18 protein-coding genes and 1 other RNA gene are annotated in these 19,878 nt (G+C 62.4%); 10 read left to right on the forward strand and 9 right to left on the reverse strand.

From position 1 onward, the window contains the following. Positions 1-68: 68 nt before the first annotated feature. The 5 genes from ligA (at position 69) to PSH78_RS09235 (ending at position 4,831) form a co-directional block, all read left to right on the forward strand. Positions 69-2,426 (forward strand): NAD-dependent DNA ligase LigA, encoded by a 2,358-nt coding sequence (gene ligA, locus PSH78_RS09215; RefSeq protein WP_305499928.1) that lies wholly within the window; start codon positions 69-71, stop codon positions 2,424-2,426. Positions 2,427-2,654: 228 nt separating this feature from the next. Next, positions 2,655-3,815 carry a putative zinc-binding metallopeptidase gene (locus tag PSH78_RS09220; protein WP_305499930.1) on the forward strand — a complete coding sequence of 387 codons (1,161 nt, stop codon included), beginning with the start codon at positions 2,655-2,657 and terminating at the stop codon, positions 3,813-3,815. A gap of 269 nt (positions 3,816-4,084) precedes the next feature. Beyond that, an RNA gene (gene ffs, locus PSH78_RS09225) (signal recognition particle sRNA small type) lies at positions 4,085-4,181 on the forward strand. Between the two features lie 202 nt (positions 4,182-4,383). Continuing rightward, the gene (locus PSH78_RS09230; protein ID WP_305499932.1) at positions 4,384-4,629 is read left to right on the forward strand and encodes a type II toxin-antitoxin system ParD family antitoxin; all 246 of its coding nucleotides are present in this window, start codon (positions 4,384-4,386) and stop codon (positions 4,627-4,629) included. Further along, positions 4,622-4,831 carry a type II toxin-antitoxin system RelE/ParE family toxin gene (locus tag PSH78_RS09235; RefSeq protein WP_370871082.1) on the forward strand — a complete coding sequence of 70 codons (210 nt, stop codon included), beginning with the start codon at positions 4,622-4,624 and terminating at the stop codon, positions 4,829-4,831. The genes PSH78_RS09230 and PSH78_RS09235 overlap by 8 nt, the downstream gene beginning before the upstream one ends. Positions 4,832-4,918: 87 nt before the next feature. On the opposite strand, the gene PSH78_RS09240 is transcribed toward PSH78_RS09235, so the two are convergent. Beyond that, positions 4,919-5,233, reverse strand: a complete 315-nt coding sequence (locus tag PSH78_RS09240; RefSeq protein WP_305499933.1) for a helix-turn-helix domain-containing protein — start codon at positions 5,231-5,233, stop codon at positions 4,919-4,921. 336 nt (positions 5,234-5,569) lie between these two features. On the opposite strand from PSH78_RS09240, the gene PSH78_RS09245 reads away from it, so the two are divergent. Continuing rightward, the gene (locus PSH78_RS09245) at positions 5,570-7,306 is read left to right on the forward strand and encodes a bifunctional diguanylate cyclase/phosphodiesterase (protein WP_305499935.1); all 1,737 of its coding nucleotides are present in this window, start codon (positions 5,570-5,572) and stop codon (positions 7,304-7,306) included. On the opposite strand, the gene PSH78_RS09250 is transcribed toward PSH78_RS09245, so the two are convergent. Continuing rightward, entirely contained in the window at positions 7,264-8,025 is a 762-nt protein-coding gene (locus PSH78_RS09250; RefSeq protein ID WP_305499937.1) for an ABC transporter substrate-binding protein, read from the reverse strand. The genes PSH78_RS09245 and PSH78_RS09250 overlap by 43 nt on opposite strands. Before the next feature lie 142 nt (positions 8,026-8,167). On the opposite strand from PSH78_RS09250, the gene dnaX reads away from it, so the two are divergent. The 4 genes from dnaX to recR all read left to right on the forward strand — a co-directional run bounded on the left by dnaX (position 8,168) and on the right by recR (position 12,617). Then, a complete protein-coding gene (gene dnaX, locus PSH78_RS09255) occupies positions 8,168-10,249 on the forward strand; it encodes a DNA polymerase III subunit gamma/tau (protein ID WP_305499939.1) in 2,082 nt (693 codons plus the stop codon). A gap of 62 nt (positions 10,250-10,311) precedes the next feature. Next, the gene (locus PSH78_RS09260) at positions 10,312-10,650 is read left to right on the forward strand and encodes a YbaB/EbfC family nucleoid-associated protein (RefSeq protein WP_003183512.1); all 339 of its coding nucleotides are present in this window, start codon (positions 10,312-10,314) and stop codon (positions 10,648-10,650) included. A gap of 269 nt (positions 10,651-10,919) precedes the next feature. Continuing rightward, the gene (locus PSH78_RS09265; protein ID WP_305499940.1) at positions 10,920-11,948 is read left to right on the forward strand and encodes an NADP-dependent oxidoreductase; all 1,029 of its coding nucleotides are present in this window, start codon (positions 10,920-10,922) and stop codon (positions 11,946-11,948) included. Between the two features lie 66 nt (positions 11,949-12,014). Next, positions 12,015-12,617 carry a recombination mediator RecR gene (recR, locus tag PSH78_RS09270; RefSeq protein ID WP_305499942.1) on the forward strand — a complete coding sequence of 201 codons (603 nt, stop codon included), beginning with the start codon at positions 12,015-12,017 and terminating at the stop codon, positions 12,615-12,617. Positions 12,618-12,753: 136 nt separating this feature from the next. Here the strand turns inward: recR and PSH78_RS09275 are convergent, their stop codons facing one another. The 7 genes from PSH78_RS09275 to PSH78_RS09305 form a co-directional block, all read right to left on the reverse strand. Beyond that, complete coding sequence (locus tag PSH78_RS09275) at positions 12,754-13,302, reverse strand: adenine phosphoribosyltransferase (RefSeq protein WP_305499944.1); 549 nt, start codon at positions 13,300-13,302, stop codon at positions 12,754-12,756. 76 nt (positions 13,303-13,378) lie between these two features. After that, positions 13,379-14,113, reverse strand: coding sequence for a fumarate/nitrate reduction transcriptional regulator Fnr (gene fnr, locus PSH78_RS09280; protein ID WP_305499946.1), 735 nt, complete (start codon positions 14,111-14,113; stop codon positions 13,379-13,381). Between the two features lie 94 nt (positions 14,114-14,207). Beyond that, positions 14,208-15,590 carry an oxygen-independent coproporphyrinogen III oxidase gene (gene hemN / locus PSH78_RS09285; RefSeq protein ID WP_305499948.1) on the reverse strand — a complete coding sequence of 461 codons (1,383 nt, stop codon included), beginning with the start codon at positions 15,588-15,590 and terminating at the stop codon, positions 14,208-14,210. 209 nt (positions 15,591-15,799) lie between these two features. Beyond that, entirely contained in the window at positions 15,800-16,483 is a 684-nt protein-coding gene (locus PSH78_RS09290) for a sulfite exporter TauE/SafE family protein (protein ID WP_305499950.1), read from the reverse strand. Beyond that, the gene (gene ccoS / locus PSH78_RS09295; protein WP_305499951.1) at positions 16,476-16,694 is read right to left on the reverse strand and encodes a cbb3-type cytochrome oxidase assembly protein CcoS; all 219 of its coding nucleotides are present in this window, start codon (positions 16,692-16,694) and stop codon (positions 16,476-16,478) included. Before ccoS ends, PSH78_RS09290 begins: the two co-directional genes overlap by 8 nt. 24 nt (positions 16,695-16,718) lie before the next feature. Continuing rightward, the gene (locus PSH78_RS09300) at positions 16,719-19,169 is read right to left on the reverse strand and encodes a heavy metal translocating P-type ATPase (protein WP_305499953.1); all 2,451 of its coding nucleotides are present in this window, start codon (positions 19,167-19,169) and stop codon (positions 16,719-16,721) included. Between the two features lie 164 nt (positions 19,170-19,333). Further along, positions 19,334-19,873 carry a FixH family protein gene (locus PSH78_RS09305; RefSeq protein ID WP_305499954.1) on the reverse strand — a complete coding sequence of 180 codons (540 nt, stop codon included), beginning with the start codon at positions 19,871-19,873 and terminating at the stop codon, positions 19,334-19,336. Between the last annotated feature and the right edge of the window lie 5 nt (positions 19,874-19,878).

Here is a 19,878-nt window from a genome sequence, read left to right on the forward strand (position 1 = left end):
AGCCCTCCGCAAAATGTCTTGAAAAATGAGCAGCCCAGGCTGCTCTTTTGCTTTATGAGAGAACACCCATGAACGCCGTCGAAACCCGCATCCTGGAGCTGCGCTCCGAGCTGGACCAGCATAACTATCGCTACCACGTCCTTGACGAACCCACCATCCCGGACGCCGAGTACGATCGCCTGTTCCACGAACTCAAGGCCCTGGAAGAGCAGCATCCGGAGCTGGTGACCAGCGATTCCCCGACCCAGCGGGTCGGCAGCGTGGCGCTGTCGGCGTTCAGCCAGGTGCGTCATGAGATCCCGATGCTCAGCCTGGGCAACGCCTTCGACGAAACCACCATGCGCGAGTTCGACCGCCGGGTGACCGAAGGTCTTGACCTGCCCACCGGCGATTTGCTCGGCGCTGGCGCGGCGGTGGAATACAGCTGTGAACCGAAACTCGATGGCCTGGCCGTCAGCCTGTTGTATCAGGACGGCATGCTGGTGCGCGGGGCGACGCGCGGCGACGGGACCACGGGCGAGGACATCAGTGTCAACGTGCGCACCGTGCGCAATATTCCCCTCAAGCTGCAGGGCAGCGGCTGGCCACCGGTGCTGGAAGTGCGTGGCGAGGTGTACATGTCCAAGGCCGGTTTCGAGCGCCTCAACGCTACGCAACTGGAGGCGGGCGGCAAGACCTTCGCCAACCCGCGCAACGCTGCGGCGGGCAGCTTGCGCCAGCTGGATTCGAGGATCACCGCCAACCGTCCCCTGGAGTTCTGCTGCTATGGCATCGGCCAGGTGACCTCGGACATCGCCGATACCCACATCGGCAACCTCAAGCAGCTCAAGGCCTGGGGCATGCCCGTCAGCCGCGAGCTGAAGCTGGCCCACGGCATCGATGAGTGCCTGGACTACTACCGCGACATTGGCGAGCGGCGCAATTCGCTGCCCTACGAAATCGACGGCGTGGTGTTCAAGGTCAACAGCATCGCCTCGCAGCGCGAGCTGGGTTTCCGGGCACGGGAGCCGCGCTGGGCCATCGCGCATAAATTCCCCGCCAGCGAAGAACTCACCGAGTTGCTGGACGTAGAGTTCCAGGTCGGCCGCACCGGCGCCGTCACCCCCGTGGCGCGGCTCAAGCCGGTCAAGGTGGCTGGCGTGACCGTGGCCAATGCCACGCTGCACAACATGGACGAAGTGGCGCGGCTGGGCTTGATGATCGGCGATACGGTGATCATTCGCCGCGCCGGCGACGTCATTCCGCAGGTGGTGCAGGTCGTCACCGAGCGTCGTCCGGACAACGCCCGGGCGGTGCAGGTGCCTGAACAGTGTCCGGTCTGCGGTTCCCATGTCGAGCGCACGCAACTGATCAAGCGCAGCAAGGGCCGCGAAACCGTCAGCGAAGGCGCGGTGTACCGCTGCGTCGGTCGGCTGGCCTGCGGCGCGCAACTCAAGCAGGCGATCATCCACTTTGTCTCGCGCCGGGCGATGGACATCGAAGGCCTGGGTGAAAAAAGCGTCGAGCAGTTGGTGGATGAAGGCCTGGTGGGCTCGCCAGCCGATCTCTACGCGCTGACGTTCGAGCAAGTGGTCGATCTGGAAGGTTTCGCCGAGTTGTCGAGCAGGAACCTGCTGGCGGCTATCGTCGACAGCAAGAAGCCGAGCCTGGCGCGCTTCATCTATGCCCTCGGCATTCCGGACGTGGGCGAGGAAACCGCCAAGGTCCTGGCCCGCTCCCTCGGTTCGCTGGAGCGCGTGCAGGCGGCCTTGCCCCAAGTGCTGACGTACTTGCCGGATGTCGGCCTGGAGGTCGCTCATGAGATCCACAGCTTTTTTGAGGATCCGCACAATCGCCAGGTGATCAAGGATTTGCTGCGGCATGGCCTGGAGATCCAGGACCAGGGCGAACTCGGCGCCGAATTTTCCGCCAGCACTACCCTGGGCGGCTTCCTCGACAAGCTGCACATCCCTTCGGTCGGACCGGGAGGGGCGCAAAAACTGGCGGACAAATTCGGCTCCCTCGAAGCGGTCATGAATGCCGACTGGCTGGACATGCGCCAGGCATTGCCGGAGAAGCAGGCCAACGCCGTGCGGGAGTATTTCGCCAGCGCCGCCAACCGCGAGCAGGCCTTGGCCGCCGAGCAGCAACTGCGGGATTTCGGCATGCACTGGCAGAGCGAGAAAAAAGTCGTCGAGGGTTTGCCTGAAGCGGGACATACCTGGGTGCTGACCGGCTCGCTGGAATTGATGAGTCGCGACATCGCCAAGGACAAGCTGGAAAGCCTCGGCGCCAAGGTGGCCGGTTCCGTATCGGCAAAGACCCATTGCGTAGTGGCCGGGCCGGGCGCCGGGTCGAAGTTGGCCAAGGCCAATGAGCTGGGGCTCAAGGTGCTCGACGAACAAGCCTTCGTCGATTTCTTGAAGGGGCATGGCATCACAGTGTGAGTGGGCAGCCCACTCTTGTGGCGAGGGAGCTTGCTCCCGCTGGGTGGCGCAGCCGCCCCAACCGGAACGACGCAGCCCTCCAGGTGGACCGCATCAGCCGGTTTACGACGGCTGCGCCGCCGAGCGGGAGCAAGCTCCCTCGCCACGGGTTGTGGTCCATGGCTAGAACGTGGGAACGATCATGCACGCAGGGTGATCTAGTCTTGCAGGCTCCAGGGAGAGATCGCCATGTACCGCTTCTTCGAACAACTGAGCTCACGCATCGCTGCGCCGTTCCTGGGCGACCGATCACGTAACAGCAAGATCTGGCCGTGTCGCTGCGGCCAGTCATTATTCTTTCGCAACAGCCAGTGCCTGGCTTGCCTGGCGGCGCTGGGCTATCAGCCGGAGCAGAGCCGCCTGTCGTCCCTGCAACCCGGCGAGCACCCCGATACCTGGACCCTGGACGTTGATCCGCAGGCGGGGCTGTTTCGTCGCTGCGCCAATCTCGATACCCCGGCGTCCTGCAACTGGCTGCTGCCCGCCAACGGGCAAGACACGCTGTGCATCGCTTGTTGCCTGAACCGGACGATTCCCGATCTGTCGATCCCGGAAAACCCCGAGCGCTGGCGCAAGGTCGAAACCGCCAAGCGTCGGTTGGTGGCACAACTGATCACGCTCGGCTTGCCGGTTATTCCGAAGACCGTCGACGAAAATATTGGCCTGGCCTTCGATTTCATCGGCGTCGACCTCGACGGCAAGCCGCCGACGACCGGGCACGCCAGTGGACTCATCACCCTCGATATCAAAGAGGCCGACGATGCTCACCGCGAACACGTGCGCCAGCAGATGCGCGAGCCGTATCGCACCTTGCTCGGGCACTTTCGCCATGAGGTGGGTCATTACTATTGGGATCGCCTGATTGCCGACAGCCATTGGCTGGAACCCTTCCGCGAGCTGTTCGGCGACGAGCGCGCCAGCTATTCCGAAGCCCTGGAGCGGCACTACCAGCAAGGCGCGCCAGCGGACTGGCAGTCCCGTTACGTCAGCGCCTACGCCACCATGCATCCGTGGGAGGATTGGGCCGAAACCTGGGCCCATTACCTGCACATGATGGATGCGGTGGACACGGCGCTGGGCTTTGGCATGAGCGCGCGGGAAATGGATTTCGACTACCAGCCATTTCCCCCCGAAACCCTGTTCGACCCCGAGCACGCCGGCGGTACGGCGTTCCTGTCATTCGTCAACGCCTGGATCGAACTGGCCGGCATGCTCAACGAACTTTCGCGCAGCATGGGCCAGCCGGATTTCTACCCGTTTGTCGTGCCGGCGGCAGTGATCACCAAATTGCATTTCATCCATCTGGTGATCCAGGAGGAGGGTGGCCGGGCGGATGAGGTGCTGTTGTAGTCTGTGGAAGGAGGCTGCCCCTATCTCGAATGTACCGACGCCTTCGCGAGCAGGCTCGCTCCCACCTTTGGATAACTTATCTGTTCTGTGGGAGCGAGCCTGCTCGCGAAAGCGTCCGGCCGGCTTGCATCCGGGTTGATGTGTGCAGATCAGCCGAAGCAAGTGCTTGAGCTTAATCAGTTTTTAATCCCGCACGAACGGTTGTAACTTCTTGTCAGATAGGTACAATGGCGCGGCTCGCCGTCAGGCGGGCGTCGTTATGGTGACCCCATCGGTCCCCCCGCAACGATTACCCGTGAACCTGGTCAGATCCGGAAGGAAGCAGCCACAGCGGGAACATTGTGTGCCGGGGTGTGGCTGGTGGGGTTGCCTCCATAACGCCCCAGGCCTTCGTTCGCAAGGTTTGCCAATCTCTCATATATTTTGCTTGCTGCTCGGTTCGATGTCTGATCGAGGCGACGGTTTTCCATTGTCCAGATTTGGGCTGGGATAAACCGTGGCTATCTCGATATCGCACCAATAGTATGATAATTTCGCCTGAGTCGGCCATTCTCCCCGGAGGCTATGCATGGGTACCGTGCGAAAAACCATCACCGTTACCGACCAGCAGGACGGCTGGATCAAGTCTCAGATCGAAGCGGGTCACTACACCAATGACAGCGAATACATCCGCGATCTGATTCGGCGCGAGCAGGAGCGTAGCGCTGAACTCGAGGTTATCCGGTCAGCCCTGAAAGAGGGTGAGTCCAGCGGAAATCCGCAATCATTCGATCCCGATGCATTCAAAAAGAGAATGCTGGAAGCGCATGGCTGAATATCGCCTTGCACCGGCCGCCGAGCGTGATCTTGAAAAAGTCTGGACCTATACCGTCCAGCATTGGGGCTTAGGGCAGGCCAATCGATACATCGATATCATCTCAACGGCGTTCAGGAACTGGCGCAAAAGCCGGAAACAGCTCCAGCATGTGATCACATCCGAGTTGGGTACCGTCGGCATAGTGTCGGACGACATATGATTTACTTCTAAATCACAACCTACGGGGTTGTGATTGTTCGTGTGCTCCATGATCGGATGGATACATTTCGGAGGCTGTGACGGTGCCTCAAGACTTGGCCAACGCCTGCTCAACCGCGGCAATCAGCTTCCCAAGATCCTTCGAAGTGGCTTTGTGAATGACATTGAACAGGTATGCCCGCTGTTCATCTTCCTCGCCCATGTCGGCGAAAAAAACCTTGGGCTGTACGTCCAGTGCGTTGGCCAGCAGGAACAAGGCTTCGACGCTGGGCGTGTAGGTGCCGGTCTCGAAGCGGCTGATGGTTTTGGGGTCAAAACCGGTCTTTTCGCCAAGTTCAGCCTGAGTAAGCCCCGCTACTTTGCGGTAGCGTCTGATGGCCGAGCCCAGACTTGAAATTTGCATCGCTTAATTCCCATTCAGAATCAAGAACTTAACGATAGATTTTCGCATTAGGCAACCGCGTGTTCCATCACCTTGCTTTGCAAAATGTGATGTGTTTCGTAGAATCGGCCTTTGGCATGGGGATTTGGTGACCTGCTTCAGAAGCCGGGTGTGTGAAAAGACCGGGGCTCGCGCTTCTTTGCAGCGACACAAGGCGGGGCCTGGAGCATGCAGGTCGCACCGCCAGCGTCCGTGCTCCAGCTTTCTCAAGGTATTTGAGCCTAGTTGATTTTCGCCCGTCCGGGGGCGGTGCAACCGCGCGCGACAAACGAGCCTGACTCATGGATGACTGCTTCGATGGATAAGAAGTACCGCAGGGCTGTTGACGCCGCCGCGATCTTTTCCGAAACCGATTTGAGCGGGCGCATCACCTACGTCAACGATCAATTCTGCGCCCTGTTCGGCTACCGACGCGATGAGCTGCTGGGGTTGAACTACCGGTTGCTCAACTCGGGCCAGCACCCCAGCGAATTTTTCAGTGCGATGTGGCGCACCATCGCCCTGGGTAATGTCTGGAAAGGTGAAATCTGCAATCGGTCCAAGGACGGCACGCTGATTTGGGTCGATACCACCCTGGTACCGGTAGCCGACGAAACCACCGGGCATATCGAGCGCTACCTGGCGATTCGCTTCGATGTCAGCGAAAAGCGCCGATTGCTGCACTCGTTGCAATGGCGTGTCGGGCACGACGTGCTGACCGGGTTGCCCAATCGCACCTATCTGTCCGAGCTGCTGGACCAGGCCCTGGAGTCCTCGCGAGGGGAATGTCTACCCCTGGCGGTGTGCATGCTCGATCTGGATGGCTTCAAGGCCGTCAACGACGGTTATGGCCATGCCAGCGGTGACCGGCTGCTGGTGGAAGTCGCCCGGCGGCTGCGCAGCATTGTGCGCGGCGAGGATGTGGTGGCGCGCCTGGCTGGCGACGAGTTCGTGCTGGTGCTGCGTCATGTGCTTGGAATGGACGAACTGCATGCCGCGTTGAACCGGGTCCTGATTGCGGTTTCCATGCCCTATGCGATCGATGGCAAGAGTATCAATGTCTTCGCCAGCATTGGTGTCACGCTGTCGCCGTGGGATAACGAAGACGCCGATACGTTGCTGCGCCACGCCGATCAAGCCATGTATGTCGCCAAGCAGAGCGGTCGTAACCGTTTCCATCTGTTTGATGTATCCCGGGACAAGGAGGTGCGGGCCACTTACCAGATCGTCGATCGGGTTCGGCAGGCACTCGCCGGCGATGAGCTGCGGTTGCATTTCCAGCCCAAGGTCAATATGCGCAACGGCGCGGTCGTCGGCCTTGAAGCCTTGTTGCGCTGGAAACATCCGCAACGAGGCCTGGTGCCACCGCGTGAATTCCTGCCACTGGTAGAAGAGACCGACCTGATTGTCGAGATCGGCGAATGGGTCATGGGCCAGGTCCTGACGCTGCTTCAGCAATGGCAGCAGGCGGGGCAGGGCTGGCCGGTGAGCATCAATATTTCGGCGCGGCATTTCCAGCGGGCGGATTTCGTCGAGCGGCTGCAACGTATGCTGGAACAGCATCCGACGGTGCCGCCGCGGATGCTCGATCTGCAGATCGTCGAGTCGGTCGCCGTGGAAAACCTGGCCCATGTCAGTGCCTGCCTCCAAGCGTGCCAGGCCTTGGGCGTAGGGTTTTCACTGGGCGGTTTCGGTACCGGTTATTGCTCGCTCAATGACCTCAAGCACTTGCGCACGCAAACCATCAAGATCGACAAGACGTTCGTGCGCGACATCCTCGACGACCGGGACGACCTGGCACTGACCGAGGCGGTAATCGGCTTGGCCCGGGCGTTCGGCCGGCAAGTGGTCGCGGAAGGCCTGGACAGTCTCGAACATGGGCAATTGTTGCTGCGCCTGGGCTGCGAAGTGGCCCAAGGTTATTTCATCGCCCGGCCCATGCCGGCCGACGAGATACCGGGCTGGGTAAGGAACTTCATCTCGCCGCCGCAGTGGCAGGCCCACCCGTGCAGTCAGGGGGAGGCGGCCTGGGACCCTTCGTTGCGGCCGGTATAAAGCTTGATAATCGCGTCGATTTCCCCGGACATCTTCATCTTCAGCAAGGTGCGCAGAATGCGTTGCGCCGGGATGTCCGGGTCATTGCGCACATAACAGCTCAGTTGCTGTTCCTGGAGGACGGCAACCTCATGCAGTTGCCGGTCGGCGCCATGCCGTTGATTGAACCAGTCCAGCGCCCATTGATTGCTGACCGCATAGCGGTAGCGGCCGGCCAGCAGTTTCGCCAGCACCTGGTCCTGGCTGCGCGCGTCGTCACGACGCAGATGGCCGTTGTCGAACAAGGGTTGCAGCGTCGGGTAGTGATAGCTGAGCACTGTGCCGATGGACTGCTGGGCAAGTGTTGCCGGGGTCACTCGGGCGGAGGCGCTGGCCGAGCCAACGAGTACATCGCGCTGAAAGAACAGCGGAACGCTCCAAAGGTAATCGCCCCCTTTATCCTTCACCCAGTCGGGCGAGACGTAACATCGCATGTCTATTTCGCCGTGTTCCATGGCGCTGTCCAATCGCGCGCGGGCAAGGACATGAAACTGTGCCGGTATGCCGACCTGGGTTGCCAGGCTGGTCATGACGTCCGGAAGAATGCCCTGGGTCGGACGGCCCCGTTCGATCTGCACCATGGGCATGGCCCAGCCATCGGTAATGGCGAAGCGCAAGGGCACTTCGGCGGCGAAACATCCTGTACCCAGCAACAGCAAAGCCCCCATGGCTGAGCGCATAAACTCTCCTGACTGTGCAAAACCGCGTCGACAACCGAGCCCCAACTCAAGCTTAGTCAGATTAGACGAGCACACCGGATGCAATTTCGGCCCTGCTCCGCTAGCATTAGCCGCTTATGTTCCTTCGTTGCGACGGTTTTCGATGAGTTATCAGGTTCTTGCACGTAAATGGCGTCCGCGCTCGTTCCGCGAAATGGTCGGCCAGACCCATGTGCTCAAGGCTCTGATCAATGCCTTGGACAGCCAGCGGCTGCACCATGCCTACCTGTTTACCGGCACCCGTGGCGTGGGCAAGACGACCATCGCGCGGATCATTGCCAAGTGCCTGAACTGTGAAACCGGTATCACCTCGACGCCCTGCGGCGAATGTTCGGTCTGCCGGGAAATCGACGAAGGCCGTTTCGTCGACCTGATCGAGATCGACGCCGCCAGCCGCACCAAGGTCGAAGACACCCGCGAGCTGCTCGACAACGTGCAGTACGCACCGAGCCGTGGGCGCTTCAAGGTCTACCTGATCGACGAAGTGCACATGCTTTCCAGCCATTCCTTCAATGCGCTGCTCAAGACCCTCGAAGAGCCGCCGCCCTACGTCAAATTCATCCTGGCCACCACCGACCCGCAGAAACTTCCGGCAACGATTCTGTCGCGCTGCCTGCAGTTCTCGCTGAAGAACATGACGCCGGAACGGGTGGTCGAGCACCTGACGCACGTCCTCGGCGTGGAGAACGTACCCTTCGAGGACGACGCGCTCTGGCTGCTGGGCCGCGCTGCCGATGGTTCGATGCGCGACGCCATGAGCCTGACCGACCAGGCGATCGCCTTTGGTGAGGGCAAGGTCATGGCTGCCGATGTGCGCGCCATGCTCGGTACCCTCGATCACGGCCAGGTCTATGACGTGTTGCACGCGCTGATAGAAGGTGACGCAAAGGCGCTGCTTGAAGCGGTGCGTCACCTGGCCGAGCAGGGGCCGGACTGGAATGGCGTGCTCTCGGAAATTCTCAACGTACTGCACCGTGTCGCCATCGCCCAGGCCTTGCCCGAGGGTGTCGATAACGGTCACGGGGACCGCGATCGCGTACTGGCATTGGCCCAGGCGCTGCCGGCCGAAGACGTGCAGTTCTATTACCAGATGGGCCTGATCGGTCGACGCGACCTGCCGTTGGCCCCGGATCCGCGTGGTGGCTTCGAAATGGTCCTGCTGCGCATGCTCGCGTTCCGGCCGGCCGATACGCCGGACGCGCCGAGACAAGCGCTAAAGCCAGTGGGGATCAGCCAGGCCACAGCTGATTCCGCCAAGCCAGTGGCTGCCACGCCCGTTGTTGCGTCGGCAGCGGCTTCTGCCCCTGCAGCGGTGGCGCCCGTGGCCGAGCCGACAGCTGTCGTCGCCACGCCCGAGCCGGTCGTCGAGTCGCGGCCTGAGCCGGCTGTCGAGGCGCCATCCGAGCCGGTCGCCGAAGCCATCATCGACTTGCCTTGGAATGACCCGGTCGAGCCGGAGATCGTCCAGCAGCCTGCCGTGGAGCCGGTGCTGGAAACCGTCGCCGAGCAGCCTGAGCTGCCGCCCATGCCGATGCCCACGCCTGACAGCGTGGTGCCCGATGCGCCCGAGTGGGTGGCCGCGCCGATGCCTGAGCCGACCGTGGCTGACGTTGCTGTCGCCACGCCGGGCATCGACCTGGACGATGAGCCGCCGTTGGACGAGGACTATATCGAGCCGGACATGGACTCGGCCTACAGCTATCTGGACGACCTGGCCAGCGAGCACGCCGCCGAGCCGGCGCCGGAGCCCGAACCGGAACCGGCGGCAATGCCGGCCACCGGGCTGGCGCTGCAATGGCTGGAGTTGTTCCCGAAACTGCAGATCAGTGGCATGACCGGCAGCATCGCCGCCAACTGCACCTTGATTTCGGTGGACGGCGACCATTGGCTGCTGCACCTGGACCCGGCCCACAGCGCGCTGTTCAACGCGACCCAGCAACGTCGTCTGAACGATGCGCTGAACCAATATCACCAGCGCACCCTGACGTTGACCATCGAGCTGATCAAGCCCGAGCAGGAAACCCCGGCCCAGGCCGCATCCCGTCGGCGTGCCGACCGCCAGCGCGAAGCCGAGGAGTCGATTCACAACGATCCGTTCATCCAGCAGATGATGCAACAGTTCGGCGCTGTGGTCCGTCACGATACTATCGAACCCGTCGAGGCCCCGGTTACCCAGGGCTCATAATTGAAAGCGCCGGCCTGAACGCCGGGCGCTGTGTTTATCCACGTACTTTCGAGGTGATTCCCATGATGAAAGGTGGCATGGCCGGCCTGATGAAGCAGGCGCAGCAGATGCAGGAAAAAATGGCCAAGATGCAGGAAGAGCTGGCCAACGCCGAAGTCACCGGCAAGTCCGGCGGCGACATGGTGACCGTGGTCATGACCGGTCGCCACGACATCAAGCGCGTCAGCATTGATCCGAGCGTGGTCGAGGGCTTGAGCGAAGACGACAAGGAAATGCTCGAGGCCCTGTTTGCCGCCGCCGTCAATGACGCGGTGCGCAAGATCGAAGCCAACAGCCAGGACAAGATGTCCGGCATGACCGCCGGCATGCAACTGCCGCCGGGCATGAAGCTGCCGTTCTGATTCGCCATCCCGCTCGGGATGGGCTACATACAATGCCAGGCATCGCGCCTGGCATTTTTGTTTGTGGCCCGGATGTTTTGCGTGAATGCCAGGCCGCCTTCGCGAGCAGGCTCGCTCACACATGGATAGGTGATCGCAATCAAAATGTGGGAGCGAGCCTGCTCGCGAAGGCCGCACTGCGGACCAACTGAACAAACATCGAACGCCGCCCCCTCGGCAATGGTCTGCTCCCTATACGTGTCCACTCACCGAACAAGGAGACCGCCTCCATGTCATCGATTTCCAATCAGCGCATCGTCCTGGCCTCGCGCCCCCAAGGTGCGCCAACCCCGGAAAATTTCCGTCTTGAAGATGTGACGCTGCCGGACCTGGCGGACGGGCAGATCCTGCTGAAGACGCTGTACCTTTCGCTCGATCCCTACATGCGTGGCCGTATGAGTGACGCGCCTTCCTACGCCGCGCCGGTGCAAATCGACGAAGTGATGACCGGTGGCGCCGTCAGTCGTGTGGAGCGCTCGATGCACCCGAAATTCCAGGAAGGTGATCTGGTGGTCGGCGCTACGGGCTGGCAGAGCCACTGCATCAGCGATGGCCGCAACGTTATCCCCATCCCGTCCGGACTGCCCAGCCCCTCGATGGCGCTCGGGGTCCTGGGCATGCCGGGCATGACCGCCTACATGGGACTGATGGACATCGGCCAACCCAAGGCAGGCGAGACCCTGGTGGTCGCGGCGGCATCGGGCGCCGTGGGCTCGGTGGTCGGCCAGGTGGCGAAGATCAAGGGGCTGCGGGTGGTGGGCGTGGCCGGTGGCAGTGAAAAATGCAAATACGTGGTCGACGAGTTGGGATTTGACGCCTGCATCGACCACAAGAGTGCGAATTTCGCCGACGAACTGGCCCGGGCCTGTGACCAGGGCATCGACATCTATTACGAAAACGTCGGCGGCAAGGTCTTCGACGCGGTGGTGCCGCTGCTCAACGCCAAGGCACGCATCCCACTTTGCGGCTTGATCGCGTCCTACAACGATCATCAGCCGCCAAGTGGTCCGGATCGCTTGCCGCAACTGCAACGCACGTTGCTGACCAAGCGCGTGCGGATCCAGGGCTTCATCGTCTTCGACGACTACGGCGACCGCCAGCCGGAGTTCATCAGCGCGATGGCGCCGTGGGTGCGCGATGGCAAGGTCAAGTTCCGCGAAGATGTGGTGGATGGCCTGGAGAACGCGCCTCAGGCTTTCATCGGGCTGCTGGAAGGGCGCAACTTCGGCAAATTGGTGATACGCGTGTCGAAGGACTGAGTATTTGACGCTAAACGGAGGCGCGGGTATAAACCGCGTCTCGTTGTTATGTCGGACGTTTCCTCCATGAGCTTCAGCCCTTTGATCCGCCAACTGATCGATGCCCTGCGAACCTTGCCGGGTGTGGGTCAGAAAACTGCCCAGCGCATGGCGTTGCAATTGCTTGAGCGTGATCGCAGCGGCGGGTCGCGCCTGGCCCAGGCCTTGAGCCAGGCCATGGAAGGGGTAGGGCATTGCCGCTTATGCCGCACCCTCACCGAAGATGACCTCTGCCCGCAGTGTGCCGACCCGCGTCGTGACGACAGCCTGCTCTGCGTGGTGGAGGGGCCGATGGATGTCTACGCGGTGGAGCAGACCGGGTTCCGTGGCCGCTACTTTGTACTCAAGGGCCACTTGTCGCCGCTTGATGGCCTGGGACCGGAGGCCATCGGCATCCCACAACTGATGGCCCGCATCGAAGAGGCGGGCACGTTCACCGAAGTCATCCTCGCGACGAACCCGACGGTGGAAGGCGAAGCTACCGCCCATTACATCGCTCAGTTGCTCGGCAACAAGGGCCTGGTTGCCTCCCGCATCGCCCATGGCGTGCCATTGGGTGGCGAGCTGGAATTGGTGGACGGCGGGACGCTGGCGCATTCGTTTGCCGGGCGCAAGCCGATCGCTCTGTAACCAAACTACAAAAGTCCTCCCTGTGGGAGCGAGCCTGCTCGCGAAAGCGGTGGATCAGTCAAAAAATCATGTACTGACACAGCGCCTTCGCGAGCAGGCTCGCTCCCACAAGGGATAGATGTTTTATTGGCGGGAATTATTTCTCGCTGAGCGAAAACCGGGTCAGGCAGAACGTCGGTATGCCCATGTCTTCCAGCCGCCGGGAACCGAGCAATTCCGGCAAGTCGATGATCGCGGCCGCTTCATGGACCGTGGCGCCCATGCGGCGGATCAGGTTGGCGGCGGCAATCAACGTGCCGCCGGTGGCGATCAGGTCATCGAACATCACCACCGAATCGCCCTCGCACAGGCTGTCGGCGTGGACCTCCAGGAAAGCCTCGCCGTACTCGGTCTGGTAACCCTCGGCCAAAACGTCGGCTGGCAATTTACCTTGCTTGCGGAACAGCACCAGCGGTTTGTTCAACTGATAGGCCAGGATCGAGCCGATCAGGAAGCCGCGCGCGTCCATCGCGCCGATGTGCGTGAAGCTGGCCTCGACGTAGCGATGGGCGAAGCTGTCCATGACCAGCCGCAGCGCGGTGGGGGACTGGAACAGCGGGGTGATGTCGCGAAAGATCACGCCTGGCTTGGGGAAGTCGATTACCGGGCGGATCAGGGATTTGATGTCGAAGGAGTCGAAGACCATCGTCGAGGTGTCCTGGCTGGCTGCAAACGCGGCAGTATAGCGCGGCGGCGGCAAAAGCCTCAGCCGCGCAGGCGCATCAGCCTTCGACCGAGCCGCCGGCCAGGGCGCAGAGCTGGATCGGGTCAAGGATATGGATTTCCTTACCCTCGGCGGCAATCAGTTTGCTCTGCTGGAAACGGGTAAACACCCGGGACACGGTTTCCACCGCCAGGCCCAGGTAGTTGCCGATCTCATTGCGCGACATGCTCAGGCGAAACTGATTAGCCGAAAAACCACGGGCGCGGAAGCGTGCCGAGAGATTGACCAGGAAGGTCGCGATGCGCTCGTCGGCGGTTTTTTTCGAGAGCAGCAGCATCATCTGCTGGTCGTCGCGGATCTCCCGGCTCATCACGCGCATCAGTTGACGGCGCAGTTGTGGCAGTTGCAAAGCCAGTTCGTCCAGGTGATCAAACGGAATTTCGCACACCGAGGTTGTCTCCAGCGCCTGGGCCGAGACCGGATGGGTCTCGGTGTCCATGCCCGACAGGCCCACCAGCTCGCTGGGCAAGTGGAAACCGGTAAGTTGTTCTTCGCCACCGTCGCTCAGGTTGAAGGTCTTCAAGGCGCCCGAGCGCACGGCATAGACCGAATCGAAGGCATCGCCCTGGCGGAACAGGAACTCGCCTTTTTTCAACGGACGGCCTCGTTTGACGATGTCGTCCAGCGCGTCCATGTCCTCCAGATTCAACGAAAGTGGCAGGCACAGAGGGGCCAGGCTGCAGTCCTTGCAATGGGCCTGGTTATGAGCGCGCGATTTGACTGGCTCGGACATTTCTTAAATCCTTGTGGGAAAACACACATAAGCCGTAAGGGTAACTCAGCACGCAAACACCGGCCAGTGTGGTATTGCCGTCAAATTGTCGCGCTCAGATGACGCGGGAGAAACGCTGCCGATTCTGCTGCTGCAGATACGCGTCGAACACCATGCAAACCGATCGCACCAACAGACGTCCGGCAGGGAGTACCTTGATGTGCGTAGCCGTCACTTCGACCAGCCCGTCGTCGTCCATCGCCTGTAGTTGCGGCCATATAGAGCCGAAATACCCCCGGAAATTGATATTGAAGACTTGCTCGATCTCGGCGAATGCCAGGCTGAAATGGCAAATCAGTTGTTGGATCACCGCGCGTCGCAGCCTGTCGTCGGCATTGCACACAATGCCCCGGCTGGTTGCCAATTGCCCGTCGGCGAGGGCGTTCTGGTATTGGTTCAGGTCACTGCTGTTCTGGCAGTACAAGTCGCCGATCTGGCTGATTGCCGAGACCCCGAGGCCGATCAGGTCGCAATGGCCGTGGGTGGTGTAGCCCTGGAAGTTGCGCTGCAAGGTCGCTTCCTCCTGGGCGATCGCCAGTTCGTCATCGGGCAGGGCGAAGTGGTCCATGCCGATGTAGCGATAACCGGCGGCGGTCAGCTGTTCAATGGTGCCTTGTAACATGGCCAGTTTCTGCACAGGATTCGGCAGGTCCTGGCTGTTGATGCGCCGCTGCGGCATGAAGCGCTCCGGCAGGTGGGCGTAGTTGAACACCGAGAGACGGTCCGGTTGCAGGCTGATCACTTCCTCGACGGTGCGGGCGAAATTTTCCGGGGTCTGCTTGGGCAAGCCATAGATCAGGTCGATGTTGATCGAGCGAAACTGCAGGGTCCGGGCGGCTTCGACCACCGCGCGGGTTTCCTCCAGGCTTTGCAGGCGGTTGACGGCGCGCTGCACGGTTGGGTCAAGGTCCTGCAGGCCGATGCTGACTCGGTTGAAACCCAATTCCCGGAGCAGACCCATGGTCGACCAATCCGCTTCCCGCGGGTCGATTTCGATGCCGTAGTCGCCGCCGTCATCGTCCATCAGGTTGAAATTCTCGCGCAGCTTGGCCATCAACTGGCGCAGCTCGTCGTGACTGAGGAAGGTTGGCGTGCCACCGCCCAGGTGCAACTGTTCCACGCGCTGGGCCGGGTCCAGGTGGCAGCCGATCAGCTGGATCTCCTGCTCCAGGCGTTGCAGGTAGGCATGGGCGCGGCCGCGGTCCTTGGTGATGACCTTGTTGCAGGCGCAGTAGTAGCAAATGTTTGCGCAAAACGGCACGTGCACATAAAGCGATAAAGGCCTGCGGGCCTTGCGGCTGTCGCGCAGGGCGTGGAGCAGGTCGAACGTGCCCACCTGGCCGGCGAACTGGGCCGCGGTCGGGTACGAGGTATAGCGCGGTCCCGCCAGGTCGTAGCGGCGGATCAGGTCTGAGTCCCAACGAATGGCGTCGAGCATGCGGGCGTTCCCCGGTTAGGCTGGCATGCTTGAAGTCTATGGGGGCGGGGGAGCAAGCGTGTTGATTTGCGTCAACGGGGCATGGGGTTGAGGCTGCTGGCCTCATCGCGAGCAAGCTCGCTCCCACATTGGTCCCAGGAGCTTCCCAATCCGTTGCTCGCCACAATTCCCTGTGGGAGCGAGCTTGCTCGCGATTGCGGGCGCCTCGGTCAATGTCCCATGAGCCAATGCTGATGCGGCCCCGGCAATGTCCAGATGCCGAAGACCATCACCAGCAACCCCCCGGCCATGCGCACGCTGCGTTTGCGCAGCAGCGCCGTGACGCGCTCTGCCGCGAGGCCGGTGGCGAGCAGGACCGGCCAGGTGCCCAGGCCGAAGGCGAGCATCAGCAGTGCACTGTCCAGCGCGTTACCCTGGCTGGCGGACCACAGCAGGGTGCTGTAGACCAGTCCGCAGGGCAGCCAGCCCCACAGCGCGCCGAGCAGCAGGGCCCGGGGCAGGCTCGACACCGGCAGCAAGCGGTTGGCGATGGGTTGGATATACCGCCACAAACCACGGCCCAGGCTTTCGATACGGGTCAGGCCGCTCCACCAGCCTGCCAGGTAGAGTCCCATGACGATCAGCAGTAAACCGGCCAGCACGCGCAGGATCATCGCCGCCGGGCTGTTCGCCACGGCCCAGCCGGCCAGGCCGATCAGCAGGCCGGCCGCGGCGTAGCTGACGATGCGTCCCAGGTTGTACGCGAGCAATAGTCGCAAGCGGCGGCTGCGTTGTTCCTTGGGAATCGCCAGGGTCAGGGCGCCCATCAGGCCACCGCACATGCCCAGGCAATGGCCGCCGCCGAGCAGGCCGAGGATGACGGCGGAAACCAGCATCGGCGCCAGGTCAAGCATGGGGCGGCGCCTTGTCGTCCGGTTTGTGTTCCGCGCCGCTGGCTTCCTCGACGGCCGCCTTGTGGTTCGGGTCCTGGTCGTCGAACAGGATGCTATGGGCCGGGCCGTCGAGGTCGTCGTACTGGCCGCTGTCCACGGCCCAGAAGAAAATGTAGACGGCAACGGCCACGATCAACAGTGCTGCCGGGATCATCACGTAGAGAGCTGGCATCTCGGAACTCCAGGTCCACGCGGCTCAGGCCGGCAGCGGACGGGTATCGGGCGTGGTTTCGCCAACCTGCGCCTGCGGTTGGCGGGTCAGCCGCAAGGCATTCAGCACCACGGTCAACGAACTGATAGACATGCCGACCGCGGCCCACACCGGCGTGATCCAGCCGAGGGCGGCGAACGGCAACATGAGGCCATTGTACAGCCCTGCCCAGACCAGGTTCTCGATGATCACGCGGCGGGTGCGCCGGGCCAGGCTGAACGCATGAATCAGGGCATCGAGGCGGTTGGACAGCAGCACTGCGTCGGCGCTGGTCTTGGCAAGGTCGGTGGCCGAACCCATGGCGACACTGATGTCCGCCGCCGCCAGCACCGGCACGTCATTCACGCCATCACCGAGCATCAGCACCTTGCGACCCTGCTGGTGCAACTGCTGAAGCACCGCCAGCTTGTCGTCCGGACGCAAGCCGCCGCGGGCCTCGTCGATGCCCAGTTCGGCGGCGACACTGGCCACCATCGGCGAGCTGTCACCGGAGAGCAATAGCGTACGCCAGCCCCGCGCCTTGCAGGCGGCGAGCAGCGCCGGCGCATCAGCGCGCAGGCGGTCATCGAGGACGAACCAGGCCAGTGGCCCGATGTCGTCGCCCAGCAACAGCCATTGTCCGGGTTCGTCCGGCATCGGCGGTACGGCCGAGCCGCTCAGTTCGCAGACAAAACCGGGCTGGCCGATGCGCAGGCGTTGTTCGGCGACCAGGCCTTCGAGTCCCAGCCCAGGGCTGCTGTGTACCTGCTCGGCGGCCAATGGTGCGCGACCAAAAGCTCGGGCGATGGGGTGTTCCGAACGATTTTCCAAGGCCGCGGCCAAGCCCAGGCATTGATCACCGTCGAGGGCGGCCAGTGGCCGAATGGCGCGCAACGCCAGGCGACCTTCGGTGAGGGTGCCGGTCTTGTCGAAAATCACCGTGTCGATCTGGTTCAGGCCTTCCAGCACATGACCACGCGTCAGCAGCAGGCCGAGTTTGTGCAGGGTTCCGGTGGCCGCTGTCAGAGCGGTTGGTGTCGCCAGGGACAGCGCGCAAGGACAGGTCGCGACCAGCATCGCCAGGACTATCCAGAACGCACGCGAAGCATCCAGCTGCCACCACAACACGCCGATGGCCGCCGCTGCGACCAGGGAGAACAGCAGGAACCATTGGGCGGCGCGGTCGGCGATTTCCGCCAGCCGTGGCTTTTCGGCCTGGGCCCGCTCCAGCAGGCGCACGATCGCCGATAACCGCGTGTCCTGTCCCAACGCCCGTACCTCGACCGTCAGGGCGCCTTCGACGTTGAGCGTGCCTGCCGTTACCGCGTCGCCTGCCTGGCGCGGTTGCGGCAGGTATTCGCCGGTCAGCAGCGATTCGTCGACGCTGGACTGGCCGTCGAGAATCGTGCCATCGGCGGGCAGGATCGCTCCGGGTTGGACCAGCACCCGGTCGCCGGTGCGCAGTTCGCTGAGCAGGATGCGTTCGCTCTGGCCGCGCTCGTCCAGGCGCAGGCACGACGCTGGCAGCAGGTTGACCAGTTGGGCGGTGGCCGCAGCGGTGCGCTCCCGGGCCCGGCGTTCCAGGTAGCGGCCGGCGAGCAGGAACAGGGCGAACATGCCGACCGCATCGAAGTACAGCTCGCCCACGCCGGTGATGGAGGTCCAGATCCCGGCGATATAGGCGCTGCCGATGGCCAAGGACACCGAAACGTCCATGGTCAGGTGGCGGGTGCGCAAATCTCGCAGCGCACCTTTGAAGAAGGGCGCGCAACTGTAGAACACGATAGGCGTGGTGAGGAACAGTGCGACCCAGCGCAGGATGGTGTGCATCTCCGGGCTCAGGTCGATGTTGAATTCGGGCCAGGTCGCCATCGTCGCCATCATCGCCTGGAACCACAGCAACCCGGCCACGCCCAATTGACGCAGGGCCAAGCGGTTCTGTGCGGCGAGCTGCTCGCTGGCCTGGTCGGCCTGGTACGGGTGCGCGGCATAGCCGATCTGGCGCAGTTCGGCGAGCAGCGTGCTCAGCGGGAGCTGCGCATCGGCCCAGCGTACGTGCAGGCGGTGGTTGGACAGGTTCAATCGCGCCTCGGCCACGGCCGGCAGGCTGCGCAATTGCTTTTCGATCAGCCAGCCGCAGGCGGCGCAACTGATGCCTTCCATCAGCAGGGTGGTTTCGGCCAGCTCGCCTTCATGGCGGACGAACGATTGCTGCACGTCGGGGCGATCGTATAACGCCAGTTCGTCGGTCAATTGAACGGGCAGGGTTTGTGGGTTGGCCGACGCTTCGCTGCGGTGTTGGTAATAGTGCTCAAGGCCACCGGCAACGATTGCTTCGGCCACCGCCTGGCAACCGGGGCAACACAGCTCGCGGGTCTCACCGAGGACAACGGCGGTGAAGCGACTGCCGGGCGGGACGGGCAGGGCGCAGTGGTAGCAGGGCTGTGGAGTGGTCATGGTTGTCGCGTGAAAACCTTTTTGTGGCGAGGGAGCTTGCTCCCGCTCGGCTGCGAAGCAGTCGCAGTCTGAGTACAACAATACGCCTGGGGAATGCTGGATTAAAAAACCGGGGCCGCTTTGCGGCCCAGCGGGAGCAAGCTCCCTCGCCACACGACAGCGGTCTACTTTTTCAGGTCTTCAGCGCCTTGCAGCGGCTCGTCGCCAAGCTCGATATCCTGGCCGTGGGTGATCTGTTCTTCTTCGAACAAGCGCCAGGTCTGATCGTGTTCCACCCCCAGCAATTCGACAAAACGCCGACCTTCGATCTTGTCCGCCAGTTGGCCGACGTAGCGTCCTGGTTCGCTGTCGTTGCGGGTCAACACGATCTTGCGGTCTTTCTCCGGCTGCGTTGGGGAGATCAGGCTCAGCTCCACGGTCTGGGGCCGGCTGTTACCGTTCAGGCGCAGGCTCACTTCGCCGGTGAGGTCGTCCAGTTGCACATTGGCATGCAGTTGCAGGGTCTGGGCCAGCAGTTCGCGTTCCAGCGAGCGATTGATGCCCTTGCCGGCTTCGTAATAGTTGTCATTGACCAGATTGTCCGGGTTTTTCACCGCGATGGTCACCATGGTCAGGCTCAGCGTCACCGAGCAAGCAAGGATCCCGATAATGATCCACGGCCAGAGGTGCTTGTACCAAGGGCTGGTGGCGGTTGCTGCAGGCATGTGCA

It is taken from the genome of Pseudomonas sp. FP198, from assembly GCF_030687895.1.
Classification (GTDB): domain Bacteria; phylum Pseudomonadota; class Gammaproteobacteria; order Pseudomonadales; family Pseudomonadaceae; genus Aquipseudomonas.